Source organism: Curtobacterium pusillum, assembly GCF_013359865.1.
GTDB lineage: Bacteria > Actinomycetota > Actinomycetes > Actinomycetales > Microbacteriaceae > Curtobacterium > Curtobacterium pusillum.
Window position 1 is genome coordinate 26,202 of the sequence record NZ_JABMCE010000075.1, and the last position, 22,001, is coordinate 48,202.

Here is a 22,001-nt window from a genome sequence, read left to right on the forward strand (position 1 = left end):
TGGCCATGGGCATCCAGGAGATCGCGACCGTCACGGGCCTGTCGAAGTCCACCGTGTCCCGCGCGCTGCGGGGGATGTCGAGCGTCGCGGACACCACGATCGACCAGGTGCGGCGGGTCGCCGACGAACTCGGGTACGTCCCGAGCTCGGCGGCGGCCGGCCTCGCCACCGGGCGCCAGCGCGCCGTGGGGGTCGTCGTGCCCGTGATCGACCGGTGGTTCTACGTGCAGGCCCTCGGCGGCGTCGACGCGGAACTGCGGCGCGCCGGGTACGACCTCGTGCTGTACAACCTCGGGGGCCCCGGGGGGGACCGCGACCGGGCGTTCCGACGCTCCATGCTCCGGCACCGGGTCGACGCCCTCGTGCTGCTGTCCCTCGTGCTCGACGAGACCGAGCGCGCCGAACTCGAGCTCACCCGGCACCCGATGGTCGTCATCGGCGGGCCGGCGCCGGGCCTCCGCAACGTCGGGGTCGACGACGTCGTGGTCGCCGCGATCGCCGTCGACCACCTCTGCGGACTCGGCCACCGCGAGGTCGCGTACGTCGGCGGGCAGGACGAAGCGGGGATGAACGTCGCCGTGCCGTGGTTGCGCCGCGACGGGTTCGTCGACGCGATGGTCGCGCACGGGCTCGCCGTCCGCGAGGACTGGATCCTCGACGGCCGGTTCTCGTTCGCGGGCGGGGTCGACGCCGGCGCCGCGCTGTTCGCCACCGCGCCCGCTTCCCGCCCGACCGCGGTGTTCTGCGCGTCCGACGAGATGGCACTCGGGGTCATGCTCGCCGCCCGACGTGCGGGGCTCTCGGTGCCGGGCGACGTCTCCGTCCTCGGTATCGACGGGCACGAGTACGGCGAGGTCGTGGGGCTGACCACCGTGGCGCAGGACCCCGTGGCGCAGGGGCGGACCGCCGCCCGGGCGGTCCTCGCCGAGTTGGACGAGGGGGTGGCGGGGCCGCTGCCGGCGGCGCCGGCGCACCTCGTGGTGCGGTCGACGACGGGGGTGCCGCGGGCGTAGCGCGGTGCGCCGCCGGCGCGGTGCGCCGCCGCGCCACCGCCGCCGGCCCGAACCACGGAAACGACGTCGAACCAGCGCCGGACCGTGGTTCGATGTCGGATCCCTGGTTCAACGCGAGCGCTCCGCCGCCGCGCCGCCGCGCGTAGGGTCGGGCGCATGGAGGTCACCAAGCTCGAACACGCCTGCCAGGTCGTCACCGACGGCGCCGCCCGGCTCGTCATCGACCCGGGGAACTTCACCCGTCCCGTCGACGCGGACGGTGTCGTCGCCGTCGTGGTCACGCACGAGCACCCGGACCACGTCACGTCGGAACAGGTCGAGCGCATCCTCCGCCGCAACCCGGACGCCGTCGTCATCGGCCCCGCGGGCGTCGCCAGGGTGCTCGCCGGTACCGCGGTCGACGTCGTCACCGACGGTGACCACCGCTCCGTCGGCCCGTTCGACCTCGCCTTCCTCGGCACCCGCCACAACGTCATCCACTCGAGCGTCCCCGTCGTCGACAACACCGGGGTCCTCGTGAACGGGAGGCTCTTCCACCCCGGCGACTCGTACACGGTGCCCGACGTCCCCGTCGAGGTCCTCGCCGCACCCGTCGGCGCACCGTGGCTCAAGGTCGGCGAGATGATGGACTACGTCCTCGCCGTCGGACCCCGCCGCGCCTACCCCGTGCACGAGGCGACGCTCTCCGAGATCGGGTACGGCATGCACACCGGTCGCCTCCGCGAGGCGGTCGCGCCCACCGGGTCGCTCGTCGTCCTCGCCCCCGGCGAGTCGCTCACGATCTGACGCCGCCGCGGGCCTGGAGGCGCGGCACGGCTCCCCGGCTCGCCCCGCCCACCGCAGGGGGCCGCGGCACGGGACGGATCAGGTCGCTCTCGCCGGCGCGGTCACGCGCCGGTCGGCCCGCGCGTTCTGCACCTGGGTTCGGTCGTCCGCGGCGCTCGTCGCTGCGCGTACGCGCCGTCGGAGCCGGTCGGCGACGATCCGGTCCAGCGCGAGCGCGTCCCACGGCGCGTGCCGTTCGGCGTCGTTGTCGAAGTACACGTACGTATCGCGTCCGGCGTCGAGGTGCTCGACCACCGTCGACGCCCACCTCCCGAGGGCCTGCGCCGAGTACCCGTCGTGGTAGGTCCTGGGCGCGCCGTGCAGCCGGAGGTAGGCGATCGGCGCGCCGGTGTCCTCCCGGAGACGCGGGAAGTCGCCGGCGTGCGAGTCGACGAGCGCCACCCGGTGCCGGCGCAGGACGTCGAGGTGCTCGGAGCCGAGTCCGGCGGCGCGCACCTCGAGCGCGTGGACGATCGCGGTGTGTCCGACCGCGTGCCTGGCGGGGTCCAGGCCGTCGTGCTGCTGCGCGAACGCTGCGACCTTGTCGTCGTGACGGCTCGCGAGTTCGGCGGCCGCGCCGTGCGACCGGGGGAGCAGCATCAGGAAGGCGTCCAGCACCTCCGGAGTGGGGAGCAGGGTCTCGGGGAGCTGCCAGAGCACCGGCCCGAGGGTCTCGCCGAGTTCGAGCGGACCGGACGCGAAGAAGTTCGCCAGCGCCGTCTCGACGTTCCGCAGCCGGAGCATGTGCGTCACGTACCGGCCGCCCTTCACCGCGAAGCGGAACGGCTGCCCGCCCGAAGCCGACCGCCAGGCACGGTACCGATCGGGACGCTGCAGCGAGTAGAAGGAACCGTTCAGCTCGACCGTGGGGAACCGTTCGGCCACGTACTCGAGCCACCGCCGTTTCGCGAGCCGCTCCGGGTAGAAGTCGCCACGCCAGCCGTCGTACTGCCACCCCGACAGGCCGATCCGGAGCACCGACCCGCCGCCCTCGACCCGATGGACATGTGCGGAGCCGTCCCGATCAGCGGTCATCGCTCCACCGTATGCCCGTCCCGGCATGGCGGCGCACCCGGGCGACACGCCTCGTTTTGGCAGGTTGCGAGGCCTGTGCAATACTTATCGGGTTGTCGGAACGGCCCCATCGTATAGCGGCCTAGTACGTCGCCCTCTCACGGCGGTAACGCGGGTTCGAATCCCGCTGGGGTCACCACAGGTGGCTTGCCACCGCTTCCGACAACGAGCATGAGACCCCCGCTCCCGGGCGGGGGATTCCCATGTCGTGACCGGCCCCATCGTATAGCGGCCTAGTACGTCGCCCTCTCACGGCGGTAACGCGGGTTCGAATCCCGCTGGGGTCACAGCACACCGAAACCCCCGACGAGCTCCGGCTCGTCGGGGGTTTCGTCGTTCGTGCGGCACGCCACGACCTCGTCGCCTCTTCCGGAAACGCCGGGTGCTCGCTACGCTCGAGTCCATGCAGTGCCGCTGAACCTTCTTCGATCACCATCCGCGCGCCCGTCGTCGGCGCCATCGAAAGGTTCACCATGTCCGCACACCTGCCCCTGCACGGCAAGACCGCCCTCGTCACCGGTGTCTCCCGGCGCCGCGGCATCGGGTTCGCCGTCGCGACGAAGCTCGCCTCGCTCGGCGCGAACGTCGTCATCCACCACCACCGTCCGCACGACCTCGACCTGCCGTGGGGCGGCGACGACCTCGACGCGGTCCGCGCCGGCGTCCGGGAACACCTGACCGAGGGAGCACGGTTCGCGGACGTCGCCGCCGACCTCTCCATCGCGACGGCGATCCCCGAGGTCGTCCAGGCCGCGACGGCGCTCACCGGACGGCTCGACATCCTCGTGTGCAACCACGCCAAGAGCGGCGACGACGGCAGCATCCTCGACATGACGCCGGAGCGCCTCGACGCCTTCTGGGACGTCAACACCCGCGCGACCCTGCTGCTCACCGCCGAGTTCGCACGGCTCCGTGCCCCGCGGACCGACGAACCACGGCGTCCGGGGGACCGCGTCGCCGGGAACGGCCCCTACCCCGAGGCGCAGGGGCACGTGTTCTGGATGACCTCGGGCCAGATCCACGGGGCGATGGTCGGCGAGGTCGCCTACGCCGCCAGCAAGGCTGCGCTCGCCGGGGTCACCGCGACCGTCGCGGCCGAACTCCTGGAACTCGGACTGGTCCTCAACACGATCAACCCGGGGCCGGTGAACACCGGGTACATGGACCCCGAGACCACCGACCGGTCCCTCGACGATCTGGACGAGTACATCTCCAGCACGCCGTTCGGCCGTGTCGGAGCGCCGGCGGACCCGGCCGAGCTCATCGGGTGGCTCGCGACCAGTGCGGGCAGTTGGGTCGTCGGGCAGGTGCTCACCTCCGACGGAGGCTTCTCGTTGCGCTGACCACGGCGGGCGGTCACGGCTCTGGCAGGGTGGTGCCGTGACCAGCGTCGTGCAGCTCATCCGATCCGACTCCCTCAGCACCGTCGCCGAGTACGCGTACGCCGCCACAGCGCCGGCGAGTGCACGTCTCGTGTTCCTGGCGGGGGCTTGCCCGCTCGACGAACACGGGACGACGGTGGCGGTCGGCGACGTCCGGGGACAGGCGGCGCGGTGCGTCGAGAACCTGCGCACCGCACTCGCCGACGCGGGCGCCGCGCTCGACGACCTCGTGCAGACGCGGGTGCTCGTCGCGTCGTCGCACCAGGCCGACCTCGTCGCCGCTTGGGAGGTCGTCCGGACCGCGATGGGCGACCACGACGTGCCGAGCACCCTGCTCGGCGTGACCGTCCTCGGCTACGACGACCAGCTCGTCGAGATCGAGGGCATCGCCGCCGTGGCGGAGTGACACGCTACGCTGATCGAGTCGTCAGACCCGGCAGTGGGGCCTGCCGGACCCAACCGCGGACATCCGCCGACGGTCCCTATCCCGAGAACACCGCACGCGCGGAGACGATCCGGCGTGCTCGGCGATAGGAGCATCGTGCACGACGAACCAGGGCGGCACCTCACCGACTCCGGCAGCATCCCGATCGACCCGGACATCGAGGTCGACGAGACCGAGACCCGACCGGCCCGTCCGCCGCACCTCCGCTGGACGTACCTCGCGGTGGTCGCGCTCGGCGGTGCGATCGGAACCGCCGTCCGCGCGGCGCTCGCCGCGGCGTTCCCCGCTCACGACGGCATCAGCTGGGTGATCCTCGCGATCAACGTCGCCGGGGCCTTCTTCCTCGGCCTCCTGCTCGAGGCGCTGGCCCACCGCGGCCCCGACGTCGGACGACGTCGGCGGATCCGGCTGTTCGTCGGCACGGGCCTCCTCGGGGGCTTCACGACCTACAGCACGCTCACCGACGACACCGCGCGGCTCCTCGGCGACGGCCATTGGGGTGCCGGGAGCGGGTACGCCGTCCTCACCGCGGTACTCGGTCTGCTCGCGGTGGTCGCCGGCCTCTGGATCGCGGCCCTCGTCCGACCGCGCGGCGCCGGTACCGGCACCCGGGGAGCAGCCCGGTGACCGCCGCGGAACTCGTGCTCGTCGCGATCGGCGGGGGAGTCGGGGCCGCCCTGCGCTTCCTGCTCGACGGACTCGTGAAGGCCCGGGTCACCGGCTTCCCGCTCGGCACGCTCGTCATCAACCTGTCCGGATCGCTCGTCCTCGGACTGCTGACGGGCCTCGGGGAAGCCGGCACCATCCCGCTCCCGGCGGTCGCGGTGCTCGGAACGGGCATGATGGGTGGGTACACGACGTTCTCGACGGCGAGCGTCGAGACCGTACAGCTCCTCCGAACGGGCAAGCCCCGGCTCGCCGTCCTGAACGGCCTCGGGATGCTCGTCGTCTCGGTCGGCGCAGCCGCGCTCGGCCTCTGGCTCGGAAGGAACACATGACCTCGGAACGCCCCGGCGAACTCGTCCTCGTCCGTCACGGAGAGACGGAGTGGTCGAAGAGCGGGCAGCACACCGGCCGCACCGACATCCCCCTCACGGAGAACGGCATCGAGCAGGCGAAGCGTGCCGGCCGGTACCTGGCGGATCGCACGTTCGCGCTGGCACTGTCCAGCCCGCTGCAGCGCGCCCGGGACACCGCCGCCCTCGTCGGGGTCGACGCGGACATCGACGAGGACCTCTACGAGTGGGACTACGGCGCGTACGAGGGACTGACGACGCCGCAGATCAAGGTGTTGCGGCACGGGCCGTGGGACCTCTGGACCGACGGCGTCCCGGCCGGTGACACGCCCGGCGAGAACGCCGCCGAGGTCCGCGTCCGCGTCGAGCGCATCATCGACCGCGCGCGTCCGGTGCTGGCCGACGGCGAGGACGCCATCGTCGTCGCCCACGGCCACGTCCTCCGGGCGCTCGGCGCAGCCTGGATCCGGCTGGCACCGCAAGACGGTGCGGTGCTGAAGCTCGGCACGGCGTCGGTGAGCGTGCTGGGCTACGAGCACGGCCGCCCCGTCATCGACGTCTGGAACATCCAGCCGCGCGACTGACCCCTCCCAAGACGCAACGTCGGCGGTTGCGCGCAGCGACATTCCGCTGCGAGCAACCGCCGACGTTGCGTTGAGCCGAATCGGCCGACGGACTGGAGGCGCGGGGCGGGCCCGCACCGCGCCTCCAGTCCGACAGGCGGCTCAGCCGGCTCAGACGGTGCGGATGGCGCTCGTCGCGCCGAGTGCGCGACCCCGTCGGCGCTCGATGCCGCGCCCGACGAACAGCAGCGCGACGCTCACCAGCGCGCCCAGCGTCGTCTGCGCGATGCGGTCGAGCGCGAGGAGCTCCGGCGCCTCGGGCAGGCTCAGCCACGACACGGCGAGCGCGAGCGGCGTGAGGAACAGGAGCGTCACGGCGTAGTGCCGCGCGACGAAGATCTCCGCGAAGAACTGTCCGATGACGGCGATGAGGACGATCCACCACGCCGACGGCTCGAGCAGCAGGATGCCGACGGCGATGACGGTGCCGCCGATCGTGCCGATGAAGCGCTGGAACGCGCGGAGGACCGTGTGCCGCTGGCGGAGCGCGGGCAGGGTCGAGACGACGGCGACGACCGCCCAGTACGGGTGCCCGAGCCAGGGGATCGTCTCCGCGATCCCTCCCGCGACGAGTGCGCCGACCACGTTGAGCGCGACGGTCTCCCAGAGCGCGGGGGTCCGCAGGATGGCGAGCGTCCGGTGCTTCGGAGCGGCGAGCGGTCGGAAGCGGTGCGGCGCCCGCGGGTGGAGGACCAGTCGGAGGACCGACCCGGACATCGCCACGAGCCACGCCCAGACGACCGAGCAGACGATGATCGTCGCGACGAGCGGCAGGTCGGCGCTCTTGACGGGCACGAGCGCGGACACGACGAACGCGAACGTCGGGAAGATCGGCTGCGCGGGGATCGTGCGGAGCGTGCTGAGGGTGCACACCGCGAACACGAGCACCAGGACGAGCCCGACGGCCTGCATCCAGAGCTGCGACCCGGCGAGGGAGACCCCGACGCCGGCGAACATGCACAGTGCCTGCATCGCGCCGGCGACCCCGGTGGTGACGGCGCGCTGTCGGTAGGGCTCGGTCGCCCCGAAGATCGCGGTGAAGCCGGCGAACATGGCGAACGCGGCGTACCCGGGCATCCCGAGCGCGATGAGCAGCGCGAGCGGAGCGCCACCGGCGATCGCGGCGCGTGCTGCGCCCTCGAGGTTCACGGTCCGGGTCGAGTGCGCAGGTGTCGTCATGTCGTGACCATTCTTCCACCGCGACGGTCGTCGAGGACCCGGCCCGCGCCTCCAGACCGGCTCCACCCGCCTGTCCCCGATTGGTATACCAACCTGCTAGACTCGCCCGATCACGCCGCAGCAGCGGCGTCCGGATCGCCGCCGCCGCGGCGCGAACGAGGAACGAGGAGGTCGACGTCATGGGAAAGACGCTCGCCGAGAAGGTGTGGGACGACCACGTCGTGGTCAAGGGCGAGGACGGGAACCCGGACCTCCTCTACATCGACCTCCACCTCGTGCACGAGGTCACGAGTCCGCAGGCGTTCGACGGCCTGCGCCAGGCTGGGCGCCCGGTGCGCCGCCTCGACCTGACGATCGCGACCGAGGACCACAACACGCCGACCCTCGCGATCGATCGCCCGATCGCCGACCCGACGAGCCGGACCCAGATCGAGACGCTCCGCCGCAACTGCGAGGAGTTCGGGGTCCGCCTGCACTCCCTGGGCGACAAGGAGCAGGGCATCGTCCACGTGGTCGGCCCGCAGCTCGGCCTGACCATGCCCGGGATCACGGTCGTGTGCGGCGATTCGCACACGAGCACCCACGGCGCGTTCGGCGCGATGGCGTTCGGGATCGGCACCTCCGAGGTCGAGCACGTCATGGCGACGCAGACGCTGCCGCTCAAGCCGTTCAAGACGATGGCGATCACGGTCGAGGGCACGCTGCGCCCGGGCGTCACGGCGAAGGACATCATCCTGGCGGTCATCGCGAAGATCGGTACCGGCGGTGGTCAGGGCTACGTGCTCGAGTACCGCGGCTCCGCGATCCGTGCGCTCTCGATGGAGGGCCGGATGACCATCTGCAACATGTCGATCGAGGCCGGCGCCCGTGCCGGCATGGTCGCGCCCGACCAGACCACCTACGACTACGTCGAGGGCCGCGACCACGCGCCGACCGGGCAGGACTGGGACGACGCGGTCGCGTACTGGGAGACCCTGAAGACCGACGACGACGCCGTGTTCGACGCCGAGGTCTTCATCGACGCCGACGAGCTCGAGCCCTTCGTCACCTGGGGCACGAACCCCGGCCAGGGCGTGTCGTTGTCCGAGTCGGTGCCGAACCCCGCCGACTACAGCGACCCCAACGACCAGGCCGCAGCATCGCGGGCGTTGGAGTACATGGACCTCGCCGCGGGCACCCCGATGAAGGACATCGCGGTCGACGCGGTCTTCATGGGATCGTGCACGAACTCGCGCATCGAGGACCTGCGGGCCTTCGCGTCGATCATCCAGGGCCGTCAGAAAGCACCGGGCGTGCGGGTCATGGTCGTGCCGGGGTCCGCGCGCGTCCGGCTCGAGGCCGAGGCCGAGGGGCTCGACAAGGTGTTCACCGACTTCGGCGCCGAGTGGCGGTTCGCCGGCTGCTCGATGTGCCTCGGTATGAACCCCGACCAGCTCGCGCCGGGGGAGCGCTGCGCCTCCACCTCGAACCGCAACTTCGAGGGACGCCAGGGCAAGGGCGGGCGGACGCACCTCGTGTCGCCGCTCGTCGCCGCCGCCACCGCGGTGCGCGGGACGCTCTCGAGCCCGTGGGACCTCGAGACCGACGACGCTCTGGCGAACGTGACCCGCGCTGCGAACACCACTGAAGGGGCCATCTGATGGACAAGATCACCACCGTCACCGGCATCGCCGCCCCGCTCAAGCGGTCCAACGTCGACACCGACCAGATCATCCCCGCCGTCTACCTCAAGCGCGTGACGAAGACCGGCTTCGAGGACGCGCTGTTCGCCGGGTGGCGCCAGGACGAGTCCTTCGTGCTCAACCGGCCCGAGTACCAGGGCGCGCAGGTGCTGGTGGCCGGACCGGACTTCGGTACCGGATCGTCCCGCGAGCACGCCGTCTGGGCGCTCCGCGACTTCGGCTTCACCGTCGTCGTCTCGCCCCGGTTCGCGGACATCTTCAAGGGCAACGCGGGCAAGCAGGGCCTGGTCACCGCGATCGTGACCGAATCGGAAGTCGAACGGCTCTGGGCCGAGATCGAGCGGAACCCCGGCATCGAGGCGACGGTCGACCTGGTGTCCCAGCGCGTGTCGCTCGGAGATGTGGACGTCCCCTTCGAGATCGACGCTTACACTCGTTGGCGGTTGATGGAAGGGCTCGACGACATCGGGCTCACCCTCCGTGACGAGACCTCGATCACGGAGTTCGAATCCCGCCGCTCCCGTTGGCGGCCGAAGACATTGCCGGTGAAGTAGTGAACTCTCTCGTACAGGACGCAGCAGCCGCAGGGGCACGCGTTGGCCTCAAGTCGGACGAGATCGTCATCCGCGGGGGCAAGCCGCTCGTGGGGCGCATCGAGGTCCGCGGGGCGAAGAACCTCGCGACGAAGGCCATGGTCGCTGCGCTGCTGGGCGACACCCCGTCGATCCTCCGGGACGTCCCGGACATCTCCGACGTCAAGGTCGTCCGCGGCCTGCTCGAGGTGCACGGCGTGCGCATCACCGATCCTGCACGAGGCGAACTCATCCTCGACCCGTCGAACGTCGAGTCCGCGCACTTCGCGGAGATCGACGCCCACGCCGGCTCGAGCCGCATCCCGATCCTGTTCTGCGGTCCGCTGCTGCACAAGCTCGGCGAGGCGTTCATCCCCGACCTCGGCGGCTGCCGCATCGGCGACCGCCCGATCGACTTCCACCTCGACGCCCTCCGCGCGATGGGTGCCGTCGTTGACAAGCAGGTCAGCGGCATCCACCTCACGGCGCCGAACGGACTCAAGGGCGCCGCCATCGAGCTGCCGTACCCGAGCGTCGGCGCGACCGAGCAGGTCCTGCTCTCCGCCGTCCTCGCCTCCGGGGTCACGGAGCTGCGGAACGCCGCGATCGAGCCCGAGATCATGGACCTCATCGCGATCCTGCAGAAGATGGGCGCCATCGTCTCGGTCGAGCCGAACCGCGTCATCTTCATCGAGGGCGTCCAGTCGCTCCGCGGCTACACGCACCGCGCGATCAACGACCGCAACGAGGCGGCCAGCTGGGCCTCCGCGGCACTCGCGACCAACGGCGACATCTTCGTCGAGGGTGCGAAGCAGCAAGAGCTCATGACGTTCCTCAACGTCTTCCGCAAGGTCGGCGGCGGATTCGACATCCAGGAGGACGGCATCCGGTTCTACCGCGAGCGCGACGTCCTCCAGCCCGTCGTCATCGAGACCGACGTGCACCCCGGGTTCATGACGGACTGGCAGCAGCCGCTCGTCGTCGCCCTCACCCAGGCCGAGGGGCGCAGCGTCGTGCACGAGACCGTGTACGAGAACCGCTTCGGGTTCACCGACGCCCTCAACGAGATGGGTGCCGACATCGTCGTGCACAAGGACGGGCTGCCCGGCCACGACCGCCGCGTCGCTCGCCGTCCGTTCGAGCAGGCCGCCGTCATCACCGGCCCGACGAAGCTCCACGCCGCGAACGTCCGCGTGCCGGACCTGCGCGGCGGGTTCAGCCACCTCATCGCGGCGCTGACCGCGGAGGGCGAGTCGCACATCACGAACGTCGGCATCATCAGCCGCGGCTACGAGCACTTCATCCCGAAGCTGCGCAAGCTCGGCGCCGACTTCGACTTCGCCGGCTGACGTGTCCACGCATCCTGGTGACGGCCTGGAGGCGCGGCGCGGCCCCGACACGCAGGTCACGACGGGCATGCCCGTCCGTGGGCGCCGGTGGCGACGCGGCGAGCTGAACACCGCCTTCCGCGTCGTCGCGTCCGTCGTCATCCCGACGTTCCGGTTCTCCGCCCGCTACCACTGGCACGGTCCGAACCGCCTGCCGGCGGACGGTGCGTTCGTCCTGGCGCCGAACCACTTCACGAACATCGACCCGCTGGTCGTCGGCACCGCGGTGTACCTCAGCAAGCGTGCTCCGCGGTTCCTCGCGAAGGCGTCGCTCTTCCGGGTGCCGGTGTTCGGGAAGCTCATGTCCGGCATGGGACAGATCCCGGTCGAACGCTCCGGCCGGACCCGTCTGAGCGATCCGCTCGGCGGCGGCCGGTCCCTCGTCGAGCAGGGTGGGGCGATCATCGTCTACCCGGAGGGAACGCTCACCCGGGACCCCGACCTGTGGCCGATGCGCGGCAAGACCGGGGCGGTGCGGATCGCGCTCGAGAACGACGTGCCGCTCATCCCGATGGCCCACTGGGGCACGCAGAACATCATGGCGCGGTACTCGAAGAAGATCCGACTCTTCCCGCCGTCCCGCGTGGACGTCATCGTCGGCGACCCGGTGGACCTGTCCGCGTACCGTGGCAAGCCCATCGACCAGCAGCTGCTCGTCGAGGCGACCGAGCTCCTGATGCGCCACATCACCGCACTGCTCGAACAGCTCCGCGGTCAGCAGGCACCCGCGACCCGCTGGGACCCGGCGGCCAACAACCAGAAGGAGACCGGCAGGTTTGAGTGAGCTCCGACCGCACGACGACCGACCCGATCCCGTCGCCGCCGCGCCCGGTGCGGTGGACACCGCAGCGATCCGGGTGGTCATGCAGTCCACCGACAAGCCGCGCGTGGCCGTCATCGGTGCCGGCAGCTGGGGGACCACGTTCGCGAAGGTGCTCGCCGAGGGCGGAGCGTCCACCGTGGTGTGGGCCCGGCGTCCGGAGGTGGCGCGCGAGATCACCGAGACGAAGCGCAACTCCGACTACCTGCCGGGCATCAACCTGCCGCGCACCCTGACCGCGTCGACGTCGCTCGAGCAGGTGCTCGACGGCGCCTCGCAGGTCTACGTCTCGGTGCCGTCGCAGACGCTCCGCTCGAACCTGTCCGCGATCCGTGCGCTGCTCGCGCCCGACGTGCCCGTCGTCAGCCTGATGAAGGGCGTCGAGAAGGGCACTGGTCTGCGCATGAGCGAGGTCCTCCTCGAGGGCCTCGGGATCGACCAGGACCGCATCGCCGTCGCGAGCGGTCCGAACCTCGCGCTCGAGATCGCCCGGCGCCAGCCGACCGCCGCCGTGGTGTCGTCGTCCTCGGCCGAGACGGCGAGTGCGGTGGCCGCGGTCGCGACGAACCCGTACTTCCGCTCGTTCATCAACACCGATGTCATCGGGACCGAGTTCGGCGGGGTGCTCAAGAACCTCATCGCCGTGGCGATCGGGATCGTGGACGGGGTCGGCTACGGCGAGAACACGAAGGCGTCGATCATCACCCGCGGCCTCGCCGAGATGACAGACTTCGCGGTGTCGCTCGGTGCGCAGCCGTCGACGCTGTCCGGACTCGCGGGTCTCGGCGACCTCATCGCGACGTGTCAGTCGCCGCTCTCGCGGAACAACACCGCCGGTCGGCTGCTCGGCCAGGGGTACCGCTTCGACGAGGTCGTGCGCCAGATGGACCAGACCGCCGAGGGCCTGGCGTCGGTGGCCCCGATCCTCGAGCTCGCCGCGGCGAACGGTGTCGACATGCCCATCGTGGGGCAGGTCGCCGAGGTGCTCGCCGGTAGGCTCGATCCGCGCAACATCGCGCCGCACCTCACCGAGACCGACGAGCCCCAGGGCGAGTGACCGGTCCGGCCGTGCCCACGATCTCCGAGGGGGCTCCCATGTCAACGACCACCGTCGCCGTGCTGTTCGGCGGGCGCTCCAGCGAGCACGAGATCAGCTGCGTGACCGCCGGGGGGATCATGGACGTGGTCGACCGCTCCGTGTACGAGATCGTGCCGGTCGGGATCACGAAGGACGGCGCGTTCACGCTGCAGTCCGACGACCCGGCGCAGTGGGCGTTGCGTGACGGCGCACTCCCGACCGTCCCGGACAACGGCACGCGCGTCGCGTTCCCGACCTCGCCGGCCACGCGTGAGCTCGTCGTGACCCACCCGGACGGAACAGCCACCACGATCCCGGTCGACATCGTGTTCCCGATCCTGCACGGCCCGTTCGGTGAGGACGGCACGGTCCAGGGGCTGCTCGAGATCGCCGGCCTGCCGTACGTCGGCGACGGGGTGCTCGCCAGCGCCCTGGCGATGGACAAGCACGTCGCGAAGGCCGTCCTCGAGCACGCCGGACTCCGGGTCGCGCCCTGGACGACCGTGCTCCGACGCGAGTGGGCGGCCGACCCGGTGGACGTCGCCGAGGCGGTCGCCGCGCACGGGTGGCCGCTGTTCGTGAAGCCGGCGCGCGCGGGCTCCAGCATGGGGGTCTCCCGCGTGGACGAGCCGGCGGAGCTCGGCGCCGCGATGGACCTGGCGTTCGAGCACGACTCGAAGGTGATCGTCGAGCCGCGGGTGATCGGCCGCGAGGTCGAGGTCGCCGTGCTCGAGGGCCGTGACGGCGTCCCGCGCACGAGCCTGCCCGGCGAGATCGTCGTCGCGGAGGACGGTTTCTACGACTTCGCCTCGAAGTACCTCGGCGGGGACGAGTCCCTGCTCTGCCCGGCGCCCCTGACCGACGAGCAGACGGACGAGATCCGGTCGATCGGCGCCCGCGCGTTCGAGGCGATCGGCGGCGCCGGCCTCGCCCGGGTCGACTGCTTCCTGACCGACGACGGCTTCGTCGTGAACGAGGTCAACACGATGCCGGGGTTCACCCCGCTGTCGATGTACCCGCGGTGCTGGGCGGCATCCGGGGTGTCCTACGGCGAGCTCGTGACGGAGCTCATCGAGCTGGGGCGCGCCGCCGTCCGCTGACGCTGCTCAGCCCTGCACCTGGGACGCGTCGAGGCACTCGTGGCCGTCCTTCGGCAGGGTCGAGACCGCGTCGGTGACGTCCTGCACGACCTGGTTCGTGGTCTTCGTCGAGTCGATGACGACCTGCACCGCCGGAGACCGACCGAACGTCGTGTAGATGATCCGCTTGCCGCGGTCGTCGCGGATCCAGTCGACCCCGCTCAACGAGAAGCAGGGCAGGTCCGACACCGTCGGCACGGCCACGCCGCAGTGGTACAGCGCCACCTCGGGGTCGCCCCACGCGGCGGTCGACTGCGCGTTCGTGTTCCGGAGGTCGAACTTCGTGTCGACCGCGGCCGGCAGCCGGACCTGTGCTGCGGCGCACGCGGCGGCGTTCGCGGACGGCGCCGGCGACATCGCCACGGCGTTCGTGCACCCGGTCAGTCCCGCCGCGAGGGCGATCACGACGCCGGCGATCGCGATCTTCCGGGAGGGGCGGCGCACGGTGTCCATCGGTGTCCAGGCTACCGTTCTCGTGTGGACGCGACGTACGACGCCTGGGCCGGACCGACCGTGGGGGACCTCGGCGAACTCGCCGTCCTCGACCGCATCGTGCGACGGCTCCCGGCCGGGACGCCGGTCCTCGGCCCCGGGGACGACTGCGCGGTGGTGTCCGCGCCGGACGGCCGGTTCGTCGTGACGACCGACATGATGGTGCACGGCCCGGACTTCCGCTGGGCGTGGTCCTCGCCCGAGGACGTCGGCTGGAAGGCCGTCGCGACGAACCTCTCGGACGTCGCGGCGATGGGGGCGGTGCCGACCGGGCTGGTCATCGCCCTGGCGGCGCCGCAGGGCACCCCGGTCGCGGTGCTCGAGTCCTTCGCCGACGGCGTGCGGGTGGCCGTGGACGCCCTCGCGCCCACGTGCGGCGTCGTCGGTGGCGACCTGTCGACCTCGGCGACGTTCACGGTCTCGGTGACGGCGTTCGGCGACCTCGAGGGTCGGGCACCGGTCGTCCGCTCGGGCGCCCGACCGGGCGACGTCCTGGCGGTGTCCGGCGAGCTCGGAGCCGCCGCTCGCGGTCTCACGCGGCTGTTCCGCGAGGGCGTCGACGAGCACGGGGAACCCTCCCGCGCGGCGGCCGTCGCGAGCGGGGCGGACGGGGACCCCGACGTCGCACGGCAGCGGCGCCCGGTACCGCCGATCGCCGACGGCCCCCTCGCCGCCGGAGCCGGCGCCACGGCCATGCTCGACCTGTCCGACGGCCTGGCGATCGACGCCGGTCGGCTCGCCCGCGCCAGTGGTGTCACGCTGTCGCTCGAGGCGGACCTCGACGACATCGCGCTGCACGGCGGCGAGGACCACGGGCTGCTCGCGACGTTCCCCGCGGACTCGGCGCTGCCCGGGGGATTCCGCCGGATCGGCGTCGTGCGCGACCGCTCCGAGGCCTACCTCGTGCACGGCACCACACCGGTGCCGACCACCGGCTGGGACCCCTACGCCGACTGGGACGGTGCCGCCGGCTGACCCGAGCCCCTGACGTGGCGACGCGTCGGCCGGACGCGATCCGTGCCTCCAGGCAGTTCGTGCGTGAGCATCCTGCGACGTTCCACGTGTCGATCGACCGGTGGGGTGTCGGAACATGCACACGCCCTCGGTGCGTGTGCATCGTTCGACATCTCGTGCGTCGATCGACCAGTGCGGTGTCGTGAACCGCGTGCCTGCGCGGACGTCACGACACGGGACGGACTACGCGGCGGCGACCACGGCCTCCCACGCCACGGTCTCTCCGTAGCTGCGCTTGCTGAACGGCTCGAGGCGGTCGGGCCACGCGGGCTCGGGGGAACGCTTGCTCCGCTCCACGATCACCACGGCGGCCGTCGTCAACCGCGGCACGAGGGCCTCGAGCACCTCGGCGAGCTCGTGCTCCGTGACGTCGTACGGCGGGTCGATGAACACCAGGTCGAACGTCCGCACGGTGCCGCGCAGGTACCCGAGCACGGGCTGCGGATGCACGTCGATCCGCACGCCGGGCACACGCTGCTGAACCGCCCGGGCGTTCGCCCGACAGGCCTGCGCCGCGGCGGATGCGCGGTCGACGAGCACGACCTCGACCGCGCCGCGGGACGCCGCCTCGAGCCCGAGGGCACCGGTCCCCGCGTAGAGGTCCGCCACCGACGTGTCGTCCACGAGCCCCCGTGCCTCCAGCGACGAGAACAGCGCCTCGCGCACCCGGTCGCTCGTCGGCCGCGTGCCGGACTTCGGCACCCGGAGCGTGGTGGAACCGGCGGCGCCGGCGATGATGCGGGTCATGCAGCCACCGTAGCGGGCCGTCGGACGCTCCAGGAGTCGTCCACAGGCCGGCCTGGAGGCACGGGGCACGTCGGTCCCGCCGGGTACCGTTGACGTGTGGTCACGACCGGAACGACAACCGAGCCGGCGGCGCCGGACCTCGGTCCCGCGCCGCTCGACGCGCGGCTGGCGAACGTCCTCGGCGGCCGGACGGCGAGCGCCATCGAGAAGGCGTTCGGGTACCGCACGGTCGGGGAGTTCCTCGAGCACGCACCCCGGCGCTACGCCGAGCGCGGCGCCCTGACGGCGCTCGACTCGCTCGCGATCGGCGAGTCGGTGACGATCGTGGCCGAGGTCGTCGACGTGCGGGAACGGACGATGCGTGCCCGACGCGGGTCGATCCTCGAAGCGAAGATCGGCGACGGCAAGGGCCTGCTGACGCTGACGTTCTTCAACCAAGGCTGGCGCACGAAGGACCTCGTGCCCGGTGCCCGCGGCATCTTCGCCGGCAAGGTCAGCGACTACCGGGGCGCCCGGCAGCTGGCGCACCCCGACTACGAGCTCTTCGACCGCGACGACCCCCGCGCGACGGCCGACCCCGGGGACGAGGAAGCGATCCGCTGGTCGCGCCAGCCGATCCCGATCTACCCGGCGACCTCGACCCTCTCGTCGTGGCAGATCGCGAAGTCGATCGGCATCGTCCTCGACACCCTGCCCGACCTGCCGGACCCGATCCCCGGTCCGGTCCGCGCGCGGCTCGACCTCGTGCCGTTCCGGCGCGCCCTCGAGCTCCTGCACCGCCCCGAGAAGGTCGCCGACTTCAAGCGCGCGCAGGACGCCCTCCGTTACCGCGAGGCGTTCGTGCTGCAGACCGCCCTGGTGCAGCGCCGCATCGCCGCCCGGGCCACGGCCGCCACGCCCCGCTCCGCCTCGCCCGGCGGCATCCTCGAACGGTTCGACGCCACCCTGCCGTTCACCCTCACCGACGACCAGCAGTCGGTCGGCGCCGAGATCGCCCACGACCTGGCGGGGGACTGGCCGATGCACCGCCTCGTGCAGGGCGAGGTCGGGTCCGGCAAGACCCTCGTGGCGATCCGGGCGATGCTCACGGTCGCGGAGTCCGGCGGCCAGTCCGCGCTGATCGCCCCGACCGAGGTGCTCGCGGCGCAGCACCTCCGGTCGATCGTGAAGTTCCTCGGGCCGGACCTCGCGGCGGAACTCCGCCCCGTGATCCTCACCGGCTCCCAGTCGACCGACGAACGCCGCCGGGCCCTGCTCGCCGCGGCGTCCGGCAGTTCGCGGCTCGTCGTCGGTACGCACGCGCTCCTCGGCGACCGCGTGGACTTCGCCGAGCTCGGGCTCGTGGTCGTCGACGAGCAGCACCGCTTCGGCGTGGAGCAGCGCGAGGCCCTCCGCACGAAGGGCGCGACACCGCCGCACGTGCTCGTCCTCACGGCGACGCCGATCCCGCGCACGGTGGCGATGACGGTCTTCGGCGACCTCGACGTCTCGACGATCACCGGGCTGCCCTCGGGTCGGGCCGGCGTGGAGACCTTCACCGTCGGCCTCGCCGAGCACCCGGGGTGGGAATCCCGCATCTGGACCCGCATGGCCGAGGAGCTCAGCGCCGGCCGGCAGGCGTTCGTGGTCTGCCCGGCGATCGACGACGCCCACGCCGAGGACGACGGCGAACCCGATCCCGAGTCCGACGACGACGTTCCGAAGCGTGCGCCCGCCACCGTGCTTGCGACGGCCGAGCGGATGCGCGCGATGCCCGTGCTCGGGGGGCGCCGGATCGAGGTCCTGCACGGCCGCATGACGGCGGAGGAGAAGGACCGCGTCATGACGTCGTTCGCCGCCGGCGGCGTCGACGTCCTGGTCGCGACCACCGTGATCGAGGTTGGCGTCGACGTGCCGAACGCGTCGATGATGGCGGTCCTCGACGCCGACCGGTTCGGCGTCTCGCAGCTGCACCAGCTCCGCGGGCGCATCGGTCGCGGCCAGTACGCCGGCGTGTGCCTCCTCGTCACCGCTGCCGAGCTCGAGACGACGTCCCGAGAGCGGGTGGACGCGGTGTCGGCCTCGGACGACGGGTTCGAACTCGCCCGCGTCGACCTCGAGCTCCGGCGCGAGGGCGACGTCCTCGGCGAACGGCAGTCGGGCGGCCGGTCGTCGCTCAACCTGCTGCGCGTCGTCGAGCACGCCGACCTCATCGTCGACGCGCGCGAGGAAGCCGAGCGCATCCTCGAGCCCGACCCGCAGCTCGAGGGGCACCCGGCGCTGCGCGAAGCCCTGGCCCGCCGCCTCGACGAGTCCGACGCGGCGTTCCTCGGCAAGAACTGACCGCCGCGCCGACGTCGGGAACTCGCACGGACGACTCGGTATCGTCATCGCATGGCGCAGATCGCGGTGGTTCCCGGTTCGTTCGATCCCGTGACCCTCGGGCACCTCGACGTGATCGGCCGAGCCGCGGGGCTGTTCGACGAGGTGCACGTGCTCGTCGTGCACAACCCCGACAAGAAGCCCGCGATGTTCGACGCCGTCGACCGGGTCCGGCTCATCGAGGAATCGCTCGTCGAGACGGGCCTGCCCGACAACGTGCGGGTCGGGGAGTGGACCTCCGGGCTGCTCGTCGACTACTGCCGGCAGGTCGGCGCGAAGGTCCTGGTGAAGGGCGTCCGCTCCGGCGAGGACGTGGCGTACGAGACCCCGATGGCGATCATGAACCGGCACCTCGCGGACGTCGAGACGGTGTTCCTGCTGCCGGAAGCGTCGCGCGCGCACGTGTCGAGCTCGCTCATCCGGCAGGTCGCGTCCCTCGGCGGCGACGTGGCCCCGTACGTGCCCGCGGTCGTGGCGGCCGCGCTCCACGAGCACACCGGACGTTGAACACGCCCGTCCACCGCCTCGACTCACGGGCCGGAGCGCTGTAGGCTTGTCGATCGTGTCTTCCCACGTGAACAGCCCCTACGCCCTGCGCGTGCGCGACCTCGCGCACCGGCCGGGCGAGATGCGCGAGCACTCGCTCGACATCACGGTGCCGGACGCGATGGGGGCCGGCGTCATCGCTGTCCGCCAGGGCGCGACGATGCACATCGACGTGCGGCTCGAGGGCCTGCACGAGGGCGTCCTCGTCTCCGGCCACGCCTCGGCCGAGGCCGAGGGGGAGTGCTCGCGCTGCCTGATCGAGATCAGCGAACCCGTCGAGGTCGATTTCGCCGAGCTGTTCGCGTATGATGCCTCGGAGGATTTCGACTTCTTCGTTCACGATGACCTCGTGGATTGTGAACAGGTCGTTCGAGATGCGGTGGTGCTGGCGCTGCCGTTCCAGCCGGTCTGCCGACCGGACTGCCCAGGCCTCGACCCGGTGACGGGCGAGCGACTGGCCGACATCGGCGAGCAGCGCGCTCACGAGGTCCTGGACCCCCGGTGGGCAGCCCTGAGCGGACTCACCCTCGACGACGCGGACAGCGGCGGCGAGACCACCGACGAAGCCAGCACGACCACGCCCCAGACCACCGAGGGTCAGGAGCGGTCCGACGCCGAACAGGCCGACTGACCGCCGCCCCTCGCCACTGACCACCGACCAACCGAAAGAGAACCACCATGGCCGTTCCCAAGCGCAAGCAGTCCCGTGCCAACACGCACGCCCGTCGTTCGCAGTGGAAGGCCGCTCCGGTCCAGCTCGTGAAGACGATCGAGGGTGGCAAGGTCACCTACAGCCTCCCGCACCGCGCCAAGGTCGTCGAGGACTCGGCCGGCACGCCCCTGTACATGGAGTACAAGGGCCGCAAGGTCGCCGACGTCTGATCGGACCGAACGCATGACCGCGACGTCCGGCACCACGGGGTCCCGCCCCGTGGGGCCGGACGTCGTTCGTCTGCAGGGCATCCTCGGGGCCGACATCGACCTCGAGCTGCTCCAGCTCGCCCTCACGCACCGCTCGTACGCGTACGAGCACGGCGGCATCGGGCACAACGAACGTCTCGAGTTCCTCGGGGACTCCATCCTCGGCCAGGCCGTGACCGTGAAGCTCTACCGGTCCTTCCCCGACCTCGACGAAGGCGACCTCGCCAAGCGGCGCGCCAGCCTCGTCTCGACGGTCGCCCTCGCCGAGATCGCCCGGATGATCGGGCTTGGCGAGTACCTCCGGCTCGGGAAGGGCGAGGAGCAGACCGGCGGCCGGAACAAGTCGTCGATCCTCGCCGACACGGTCGAGGCCGTCATCGGCGCGACGTACCTGTCCGCCGGCCCGGATCCGGCGACAGCGCTCGTGCTCCGGCTGGTCGAGCCGCTGCTCATCGACCCGGACCGCTTCGGCGCCGCGATGGACCCGAAGACGAGCCTGCAGGAGCTCGCGTCGAGCCTCTCGCTGGGCAACCCGTCCTACCGCGTGACCGAGGCCGGTCCCGATCACGACAAGACCTTCCACGCGACCGTCGTACTGCAGGGCGAGGACGTCTCGACCGGGAGGGGGTCGAGCAAGAAGACCGCCGAGATGGCCGCTGCGCTCGAGGCGTGGACCCGGCTCTCCGGCCGGGCGGCCTGACCGCGTGCCCGAACTCCCCGAGGTCGAGGTCGTCCGCGCCGGCCTCGAACCGGCCGTCAGCGGCGCGCGCGTCCTGCACGTGGACGTCGTGGACGACCGCGCGCTCACCCGGCACGACGGCCCGGCCGAGGACTTCGCCGAGCGGCTCACCGGACGCACCATCGCCGCCGCGGTCCGTCGTGGCAAGTTCATGTGGTTCCCGCTGCAGCCGGCCCGCGAGGGCGATCGGCCCGAGGCGCTCGTCGCCCACCTCGGCATGAGCGGGCAGATCCTGCTCGGGCGCGGACGCGAAGCCGCCAAGCACCGCCGCATCCTCCTCGAGGTGCAGCCCGCTGGCACCGACCGCGACGGAGCCCCGGAGCCACCGGTCGAGCTCGAGTTCGTCGACCAGCGCACGTTCGGTTCGATGGCGATCGACGAGATGGTCCCGACGGTGGACGGCGCTCCCGCGGGGTCCGCCGGGCACGTGGACGACACGGACCCCGACGCCGCGTGGCGCCGGAGCATCCCGAAGCAGGTGTCGCACATCGCCCGCGATCCGCTCGACCCCGCGTTCGACGACGACCGGTTCATCGCGATGGCGCGGAAGCGGTCGAGCGGGATCAAGCGTGTGCTGCTCGACCAGGGCGTGGTGAGCGGCATCGGGAACATCTACGCCGACGAGTCGCTGTGGGCCGCGAAGCTCCACCACGACCGCCCGGCGGATCGGCTGGGCCGCAGCGAGCTCCGCGGACTCCTGGACGAGGTCCGACTCGTCCTGGGCCGCGCGCTGGAGGACGGTGGGACGAGCTTCGACGCGCAGTACGTGAACGTGAACGGCCAGTCGGGGTACTTCTCGCAACGCCTGAGCGTGTACGGGCAGCAGGGGAAGCCGTGTCCGCGGTGCGGGACGACGATCGTGCGCGAGGCGTTCATGAACCGGTCCAGCCACCGTTGCCCCGTGTGCCAGCCCGCTCCGCGGCCGCGCAGGCGTTAGCCTGACGC

24 protein-coding genes and 2 tRNA genes are annotated in these 22,001 nt (G+C 71.8%); 22 read left to right on the plus strand and 4 right to left on the minus strand.

The window, feature by feature from the left end:
- Nucleotides 1-5: 5 nt before the first annotated feature.
- Together HP507_RS09240 and HP507_RS09245 are read left to right on the plus strand one after the other, a co-directional pair.
- Complete coding sequence (locus tag HP507_RS09240) at nucleotides 6-1,013, plus strand: LacI family DNA-binding transcriptional regulator (RefSeq protein WP_175351499.1); 1,008 nt, start codon at nucleotides 6-8, stop codon at nucleotides 1,011-1,013.
- Between the two features lie 156 nt (nucleotides 1,014-1,169).
- The gene (locus HP507_RS09245) at nucleotides 1,170-1,799 is read left to right on the plus strand and encodes an MBL fold metallo-hydrolase (RefSeq protein ID WP_175351500.1); all 630 of its coding nucleotides are present in this window, start codon (nucleotides 1,170-1,172) and stop codon (nucleotides 1,797-1,799) included.
- Between the two features lie 78 nt (nucleotides 1,800-1,877).
- Here the strand turns inward: HP507_RS09245 and HP507_RS09250 are convergent, their stop codons facing one another.
- A complete protein-coding gene (locus HP507_RS09250) occupies nucleotides 1,878-2,873 on the minus strand; it encodes a DUF72 domain-containing protein (RefSeq protein ID WP_175351501.1) in 996 nt (331 codons plus the stop codon).
- A gap of 102 nt (nucleotides 2,874-2,975) precedes the next feature.
- Between HP507_RS09250 and HP507_RS09255 the strand changes: the two genes are divergently transcribed.
- The 7 genes from HP507_RS09255 to HP507_RS09285 all read left to right on the plus strand — a co-directional run bounded on the left by HP507_RS09255 (nucleotide 2,976) and on the right by HP507_RS09285 (nucleotide 6,339).
- Nucleotides 2,976-3,051 (plus strand) — tRNA-Glu (locus HP507_RS09255).
- Between the two features lie 75 nt (nucleotides 3,052-3,126).
- Nucleotides 3,127-3,199, plus strand: a tRNA-Glu gene (locus HP507_RS09260).
- 186 nt (nucleotides 3,200-3,385) lie between these two features.
- Nucleotides 3,386-4,255 (plus strand): SDR family oxidoreductase, encoded by an 870-nt coding sequence (locus tag HP507_RS09265; protein ID WP_175351502.1) that lies wholly within the window; start codon nucleotides 3,386-3,388, stop codon nucleotides 4,253-4,255.
- 37 nt (nucleotides 4,256-4,292) lie between these two features.
- Nucleotides 4,293-4,700, plus strand: coding sequence for a RidA family protein (locus HP507_RS09270; RefSeq protein WP_175351503.1), 408 nt, complete (start codon nucleotides 4,293-4,295; stop codon nucleotides 4,698-4,700).
- A gap of 135 nt (nucleotides 4,701-4,835) precedes the next feature.
- Nucleotides 4,836-5,366 carry a fluoride efflux transporter FluC gene (locus tag HP507_RS09275; protein ID WP_175351504.1) on the plus strand — a complete coding sequence of 177 codons (531 nt, stop codon included), beginning with the start codon at nucleotides 4,836-4,838 and terminating at the stop codon, nucleotides 5,364-5,366.
- Nucleotides 5,363-5,737 carry a fluoride efflux transporter CrcB gene (crcB, locus tag HP507_RS09280; protein ID WP_175351505.1) on the plus strand — a complete coding sequence of 125 codons (375 nt, stop codon included), beginning with the start codon at nucleotides 5,363-5,365 and terminating at the stop codon, nucleotides 5,735-5,737. The genes HP507_RS09275 and crcB overlap by 4 nt, the downstream gene beginning before the upstream one ends.
- Nucleotides 5,734-6,339: a histidine phosphatase family protein gene (locus HP507_RS09285; RefSeq protein ID WP_175351506.1), complete on the plus strand. Its 606-nt coding sequence runs from the start codon at nucleotides 5,734-5,736 to the stop codon at nucleotides 6,337-6,339. Before crcB ends, HP507_RS09285 begins: the two co-directional genes overlap by 4 nt.
- A 150-nt stretch (nucleotides 6,340-6,489) precedes the next feature.
- On the opposite strand, the gene HP507_RS09290 is transcribed toward HP507_RS09285, so the two are convergent.
- Nucleotides 6,490-7,557, minus strand: coding sequence for an FUSC family protein (locus HP507_RS09290; protein WP_175351507.1), 1,068 nt, complete (start codon nucleotides 7,555-7,557; stop codon nucleotides 6,490-6,492).
- A gap of 179 nt (nucleotides 7,558-7,736) precedes the next feature.
- On the opposite strand from HP507_RS09290, the gene leuC reads away from it, so the two are divergent.
- From leuC to HP507_RS09320, 6 genes are all read left to right on the plus strand, one after another.
- The gene (leuC, locus tag HP507_RS09295) at nucleotides 7,737-9,197 is read left to right on the plus strand and encodes a 3-isopropylmalate dehydratase large subunit (RefSeq protein ID WP_175351508.1); all 1,461 of its coding nucleotides are present in this window, start codon (nucleotides 7,737-7,739) and stop codon (nucleotides 9,195-9,197) included.
- A complete protein-coding gene (leuD, locus tag HP507_RS09300) occupies nucleotides 9,197-9,793 on the plus strand; it encodes a 3-isopropylmalate dehydratase small subunit (RefSeq protein WP_175351509.1) in 597 nt (198 codons plus the stop codon). The genes leuC and leuD overlap by 1 nt, the downstream gene beginning before the upstream one ends.
- Nucleotides 9,793-11,160: a UDP-N-acetylglucosamine 1-carboxyvinyltransferase gene (gene murA / locus HP507_RS09305; RefSeq protein ID WP_175351510.1), complete on the plus strand. Its 1,368-nt coding sequence runs from the start codon at nucleotides 9,793-9,795 to the stop codon at nucleotides 11,158-11,160. Before leuD ends, murA begins: the two co-directional genes overlap by 1 nt.
- Before the next feature lies 1 nt (nucleotide 11,161).
- The gene (locus HP507_RS09310) at nucleotides 11,162-11,983 is read left to right on the plus strand and encodes a lysophospholipid acyltransferase family protein (protein WP_333781351.1); all 822 of its coding nucleotides are present in this window, start codon (nucleotides 11,162-11,164) and stop codon (nucleotides 11,981-11,983) included.
- Between the two features lie 79 nt (nucleotides 11,984-12,062).
- Nucleotides 12,063-13,076, plus strand: a complete 1,014-nt coding sequence (locus tag HP507_RS09315; RefSeq protein ID WP_175351555.1) for an NAD(P)H-dependent glycerol-3-phosphate dehydrogenase — start codon at nucleotides 12,063-12,065, stop codon at nucleotides 13,074-13,076.
- A 38-nt stretch (nucleotides 13,077-13,114) separates the two neighbouring features.
- Nucleotides 13,115-14,197 (plus strand): D-alanine--D-alanine ligase family protein, encoded by a 1,083-nt coding sequence (locus HP507_RS09320; protein ID WP_175351511.1) that lies wholly within the window; start codon nucleotides 13,115-13,117, stop codon nucleotides 14,195-14,197.
- A 6-nt stretch (nucleotides 14,198-14,203) separates the two neighbouring features.
- Here HP507_RS09320 and HP507_RS09325 read toward each other — a convergent pair whose 3' ends face one another.
- Nucleotides 14,204-14,689: a DUF3515 family protein gene (locus HP507_RS09325; protein ID WP_175351512.1), complete on the minus strand. Its 486-nt coding sequence runs from the start codon at nucleotides 14,687-14,689 to the stop codon at nucleotides 14,204-14,206.
- Nucleotides 14,690-14,713: 24 nt separating this feature from the next.
- On the opposite strand from HP507_RS09325, the gene thiL reads away from it, so the two are divergent.
- Nucleotides 14,714-15,703: a thiamine-phosphate kinase gene (thiL, locus tag HP507_RS09330; RefSeq protein ID WP_175351513.1), complete on the plus strand. Its 990-nt coding sequence runs from the start codon at nucleotides 14,714-14,716 to the stop codon at nucleotides 15,701-15,703.
- A 222-nt stretch (nucleotides 15,704-15,925) separates the two neighbouring features.
- Here thiL and HP507_RS09335 read toward each other — a convergent pair whose 3' ends face one another.
- Nucleotides 15,926-16,489: an RsmD family RNA methyltransferase gene (locus tag HP507_RS09335; protein ID WP_175351514.1), complete on the minus strand. Its 564-nt coding sequence runs from the start codon at nucleotides 16,487-16,489 to the stop codon at nucleotides 15,926-15,928.
- Nucleotides 16,490-16,585: 96 nt separating this feature from the next.
- On the opposite strand from HP507_RS09335, the gene HP507_RS09340 reads away from it, so the two are divergent.
- The 6 genes from HP507_RS09340 to mutM all read left to right on the plus strand — a co-directional run bounded on the left by HP507_RS09340 (nucleotide 16,586) and on the right by mutM (nucleotide 21,993).
- Entirely contained in the window at nucleotides 16,586-18,811 is a 2,226-nt protein-coding gene (locus tag HP507_RS09340) for an ATP-dependent DNA helicase RecG (RefSeq protein WP_175351515.1), read from the plus strand.
- Nucleotides 18,812-18,862: 51 nt separating this feature from the next.
- Nucleotides 18,863-19,357 (plus strand): pantetheine-phosphate adenylyltransferase, encoded by a 495-nt coding sequence (gene coaD, locus HP507_RS09345; protein ID WP_175351516.1) that lies wholly within the window; start codon nucleotides 18,863-18,865, stop codon nucleotides 19,355-19,357.
- 91 nt (nucleotides 19,358-19,448) lie between these two features.
- Nucleotides 19,449-20,027 carry a YceD family protein gene (locus HP507_RS09350; RefSeq protein WP_333781352.1) on the plus strand — a complete coding sequence of 193 codons (579 nt, stop codon included), beginning with the start codon at nucleotides 19,449-19,451 and terminating at the stop codon, nucleotides 20,025-20,027.
- A gap of 47 nt (nucleotides 20,028-20,074) precedes the next feature.
- On the plus strand, nucleotides 20,075-20,278 hold the full coding sequence (gene rpmF, locus HP507_RS09355; protein ID WP_071292475.1) for a 50S ribosomal protein L32: 204 nt from the start codon (nucleotides 20,075-20,077) through the stop codon (nucleotides 20,276-20,278).
- Nucleotides 20,279-20,291: 13 nt separating this feature from the next.
- Nucleotides 20,292-21,017 (plus strand): ribonuclease III, encoded by a 726-nt coding sequence (gene rnc, locus HP507_RS09360; protein ID WP_175351517.1) that lies wholly within the window; start codon nucleotides 20,292-20,294, stop codon nucleotides 21,015-21,017.
- 4 nt (nucleotides 21,018-21,021) lie between these two features.
- The gene (mutM, locus tag HP507_RS09365; RefSeq protein WP_175351518.1) at nucleotides 21,022-21,993 is read left to right on the plus strand and encodes a bifunctional DNA-formamidopyrimidine glycosylase/DNA-(apurinic or apyrimidinic site) lyase; all 972 of its coding nucleotides are present in this window, start codon (nucleotides 21,022-21,024) and stop codon (nucleotides 21,991-21,993) included.
- Nucleotides 21,994-22,001 lie beyond the last annotated feature (8 nt).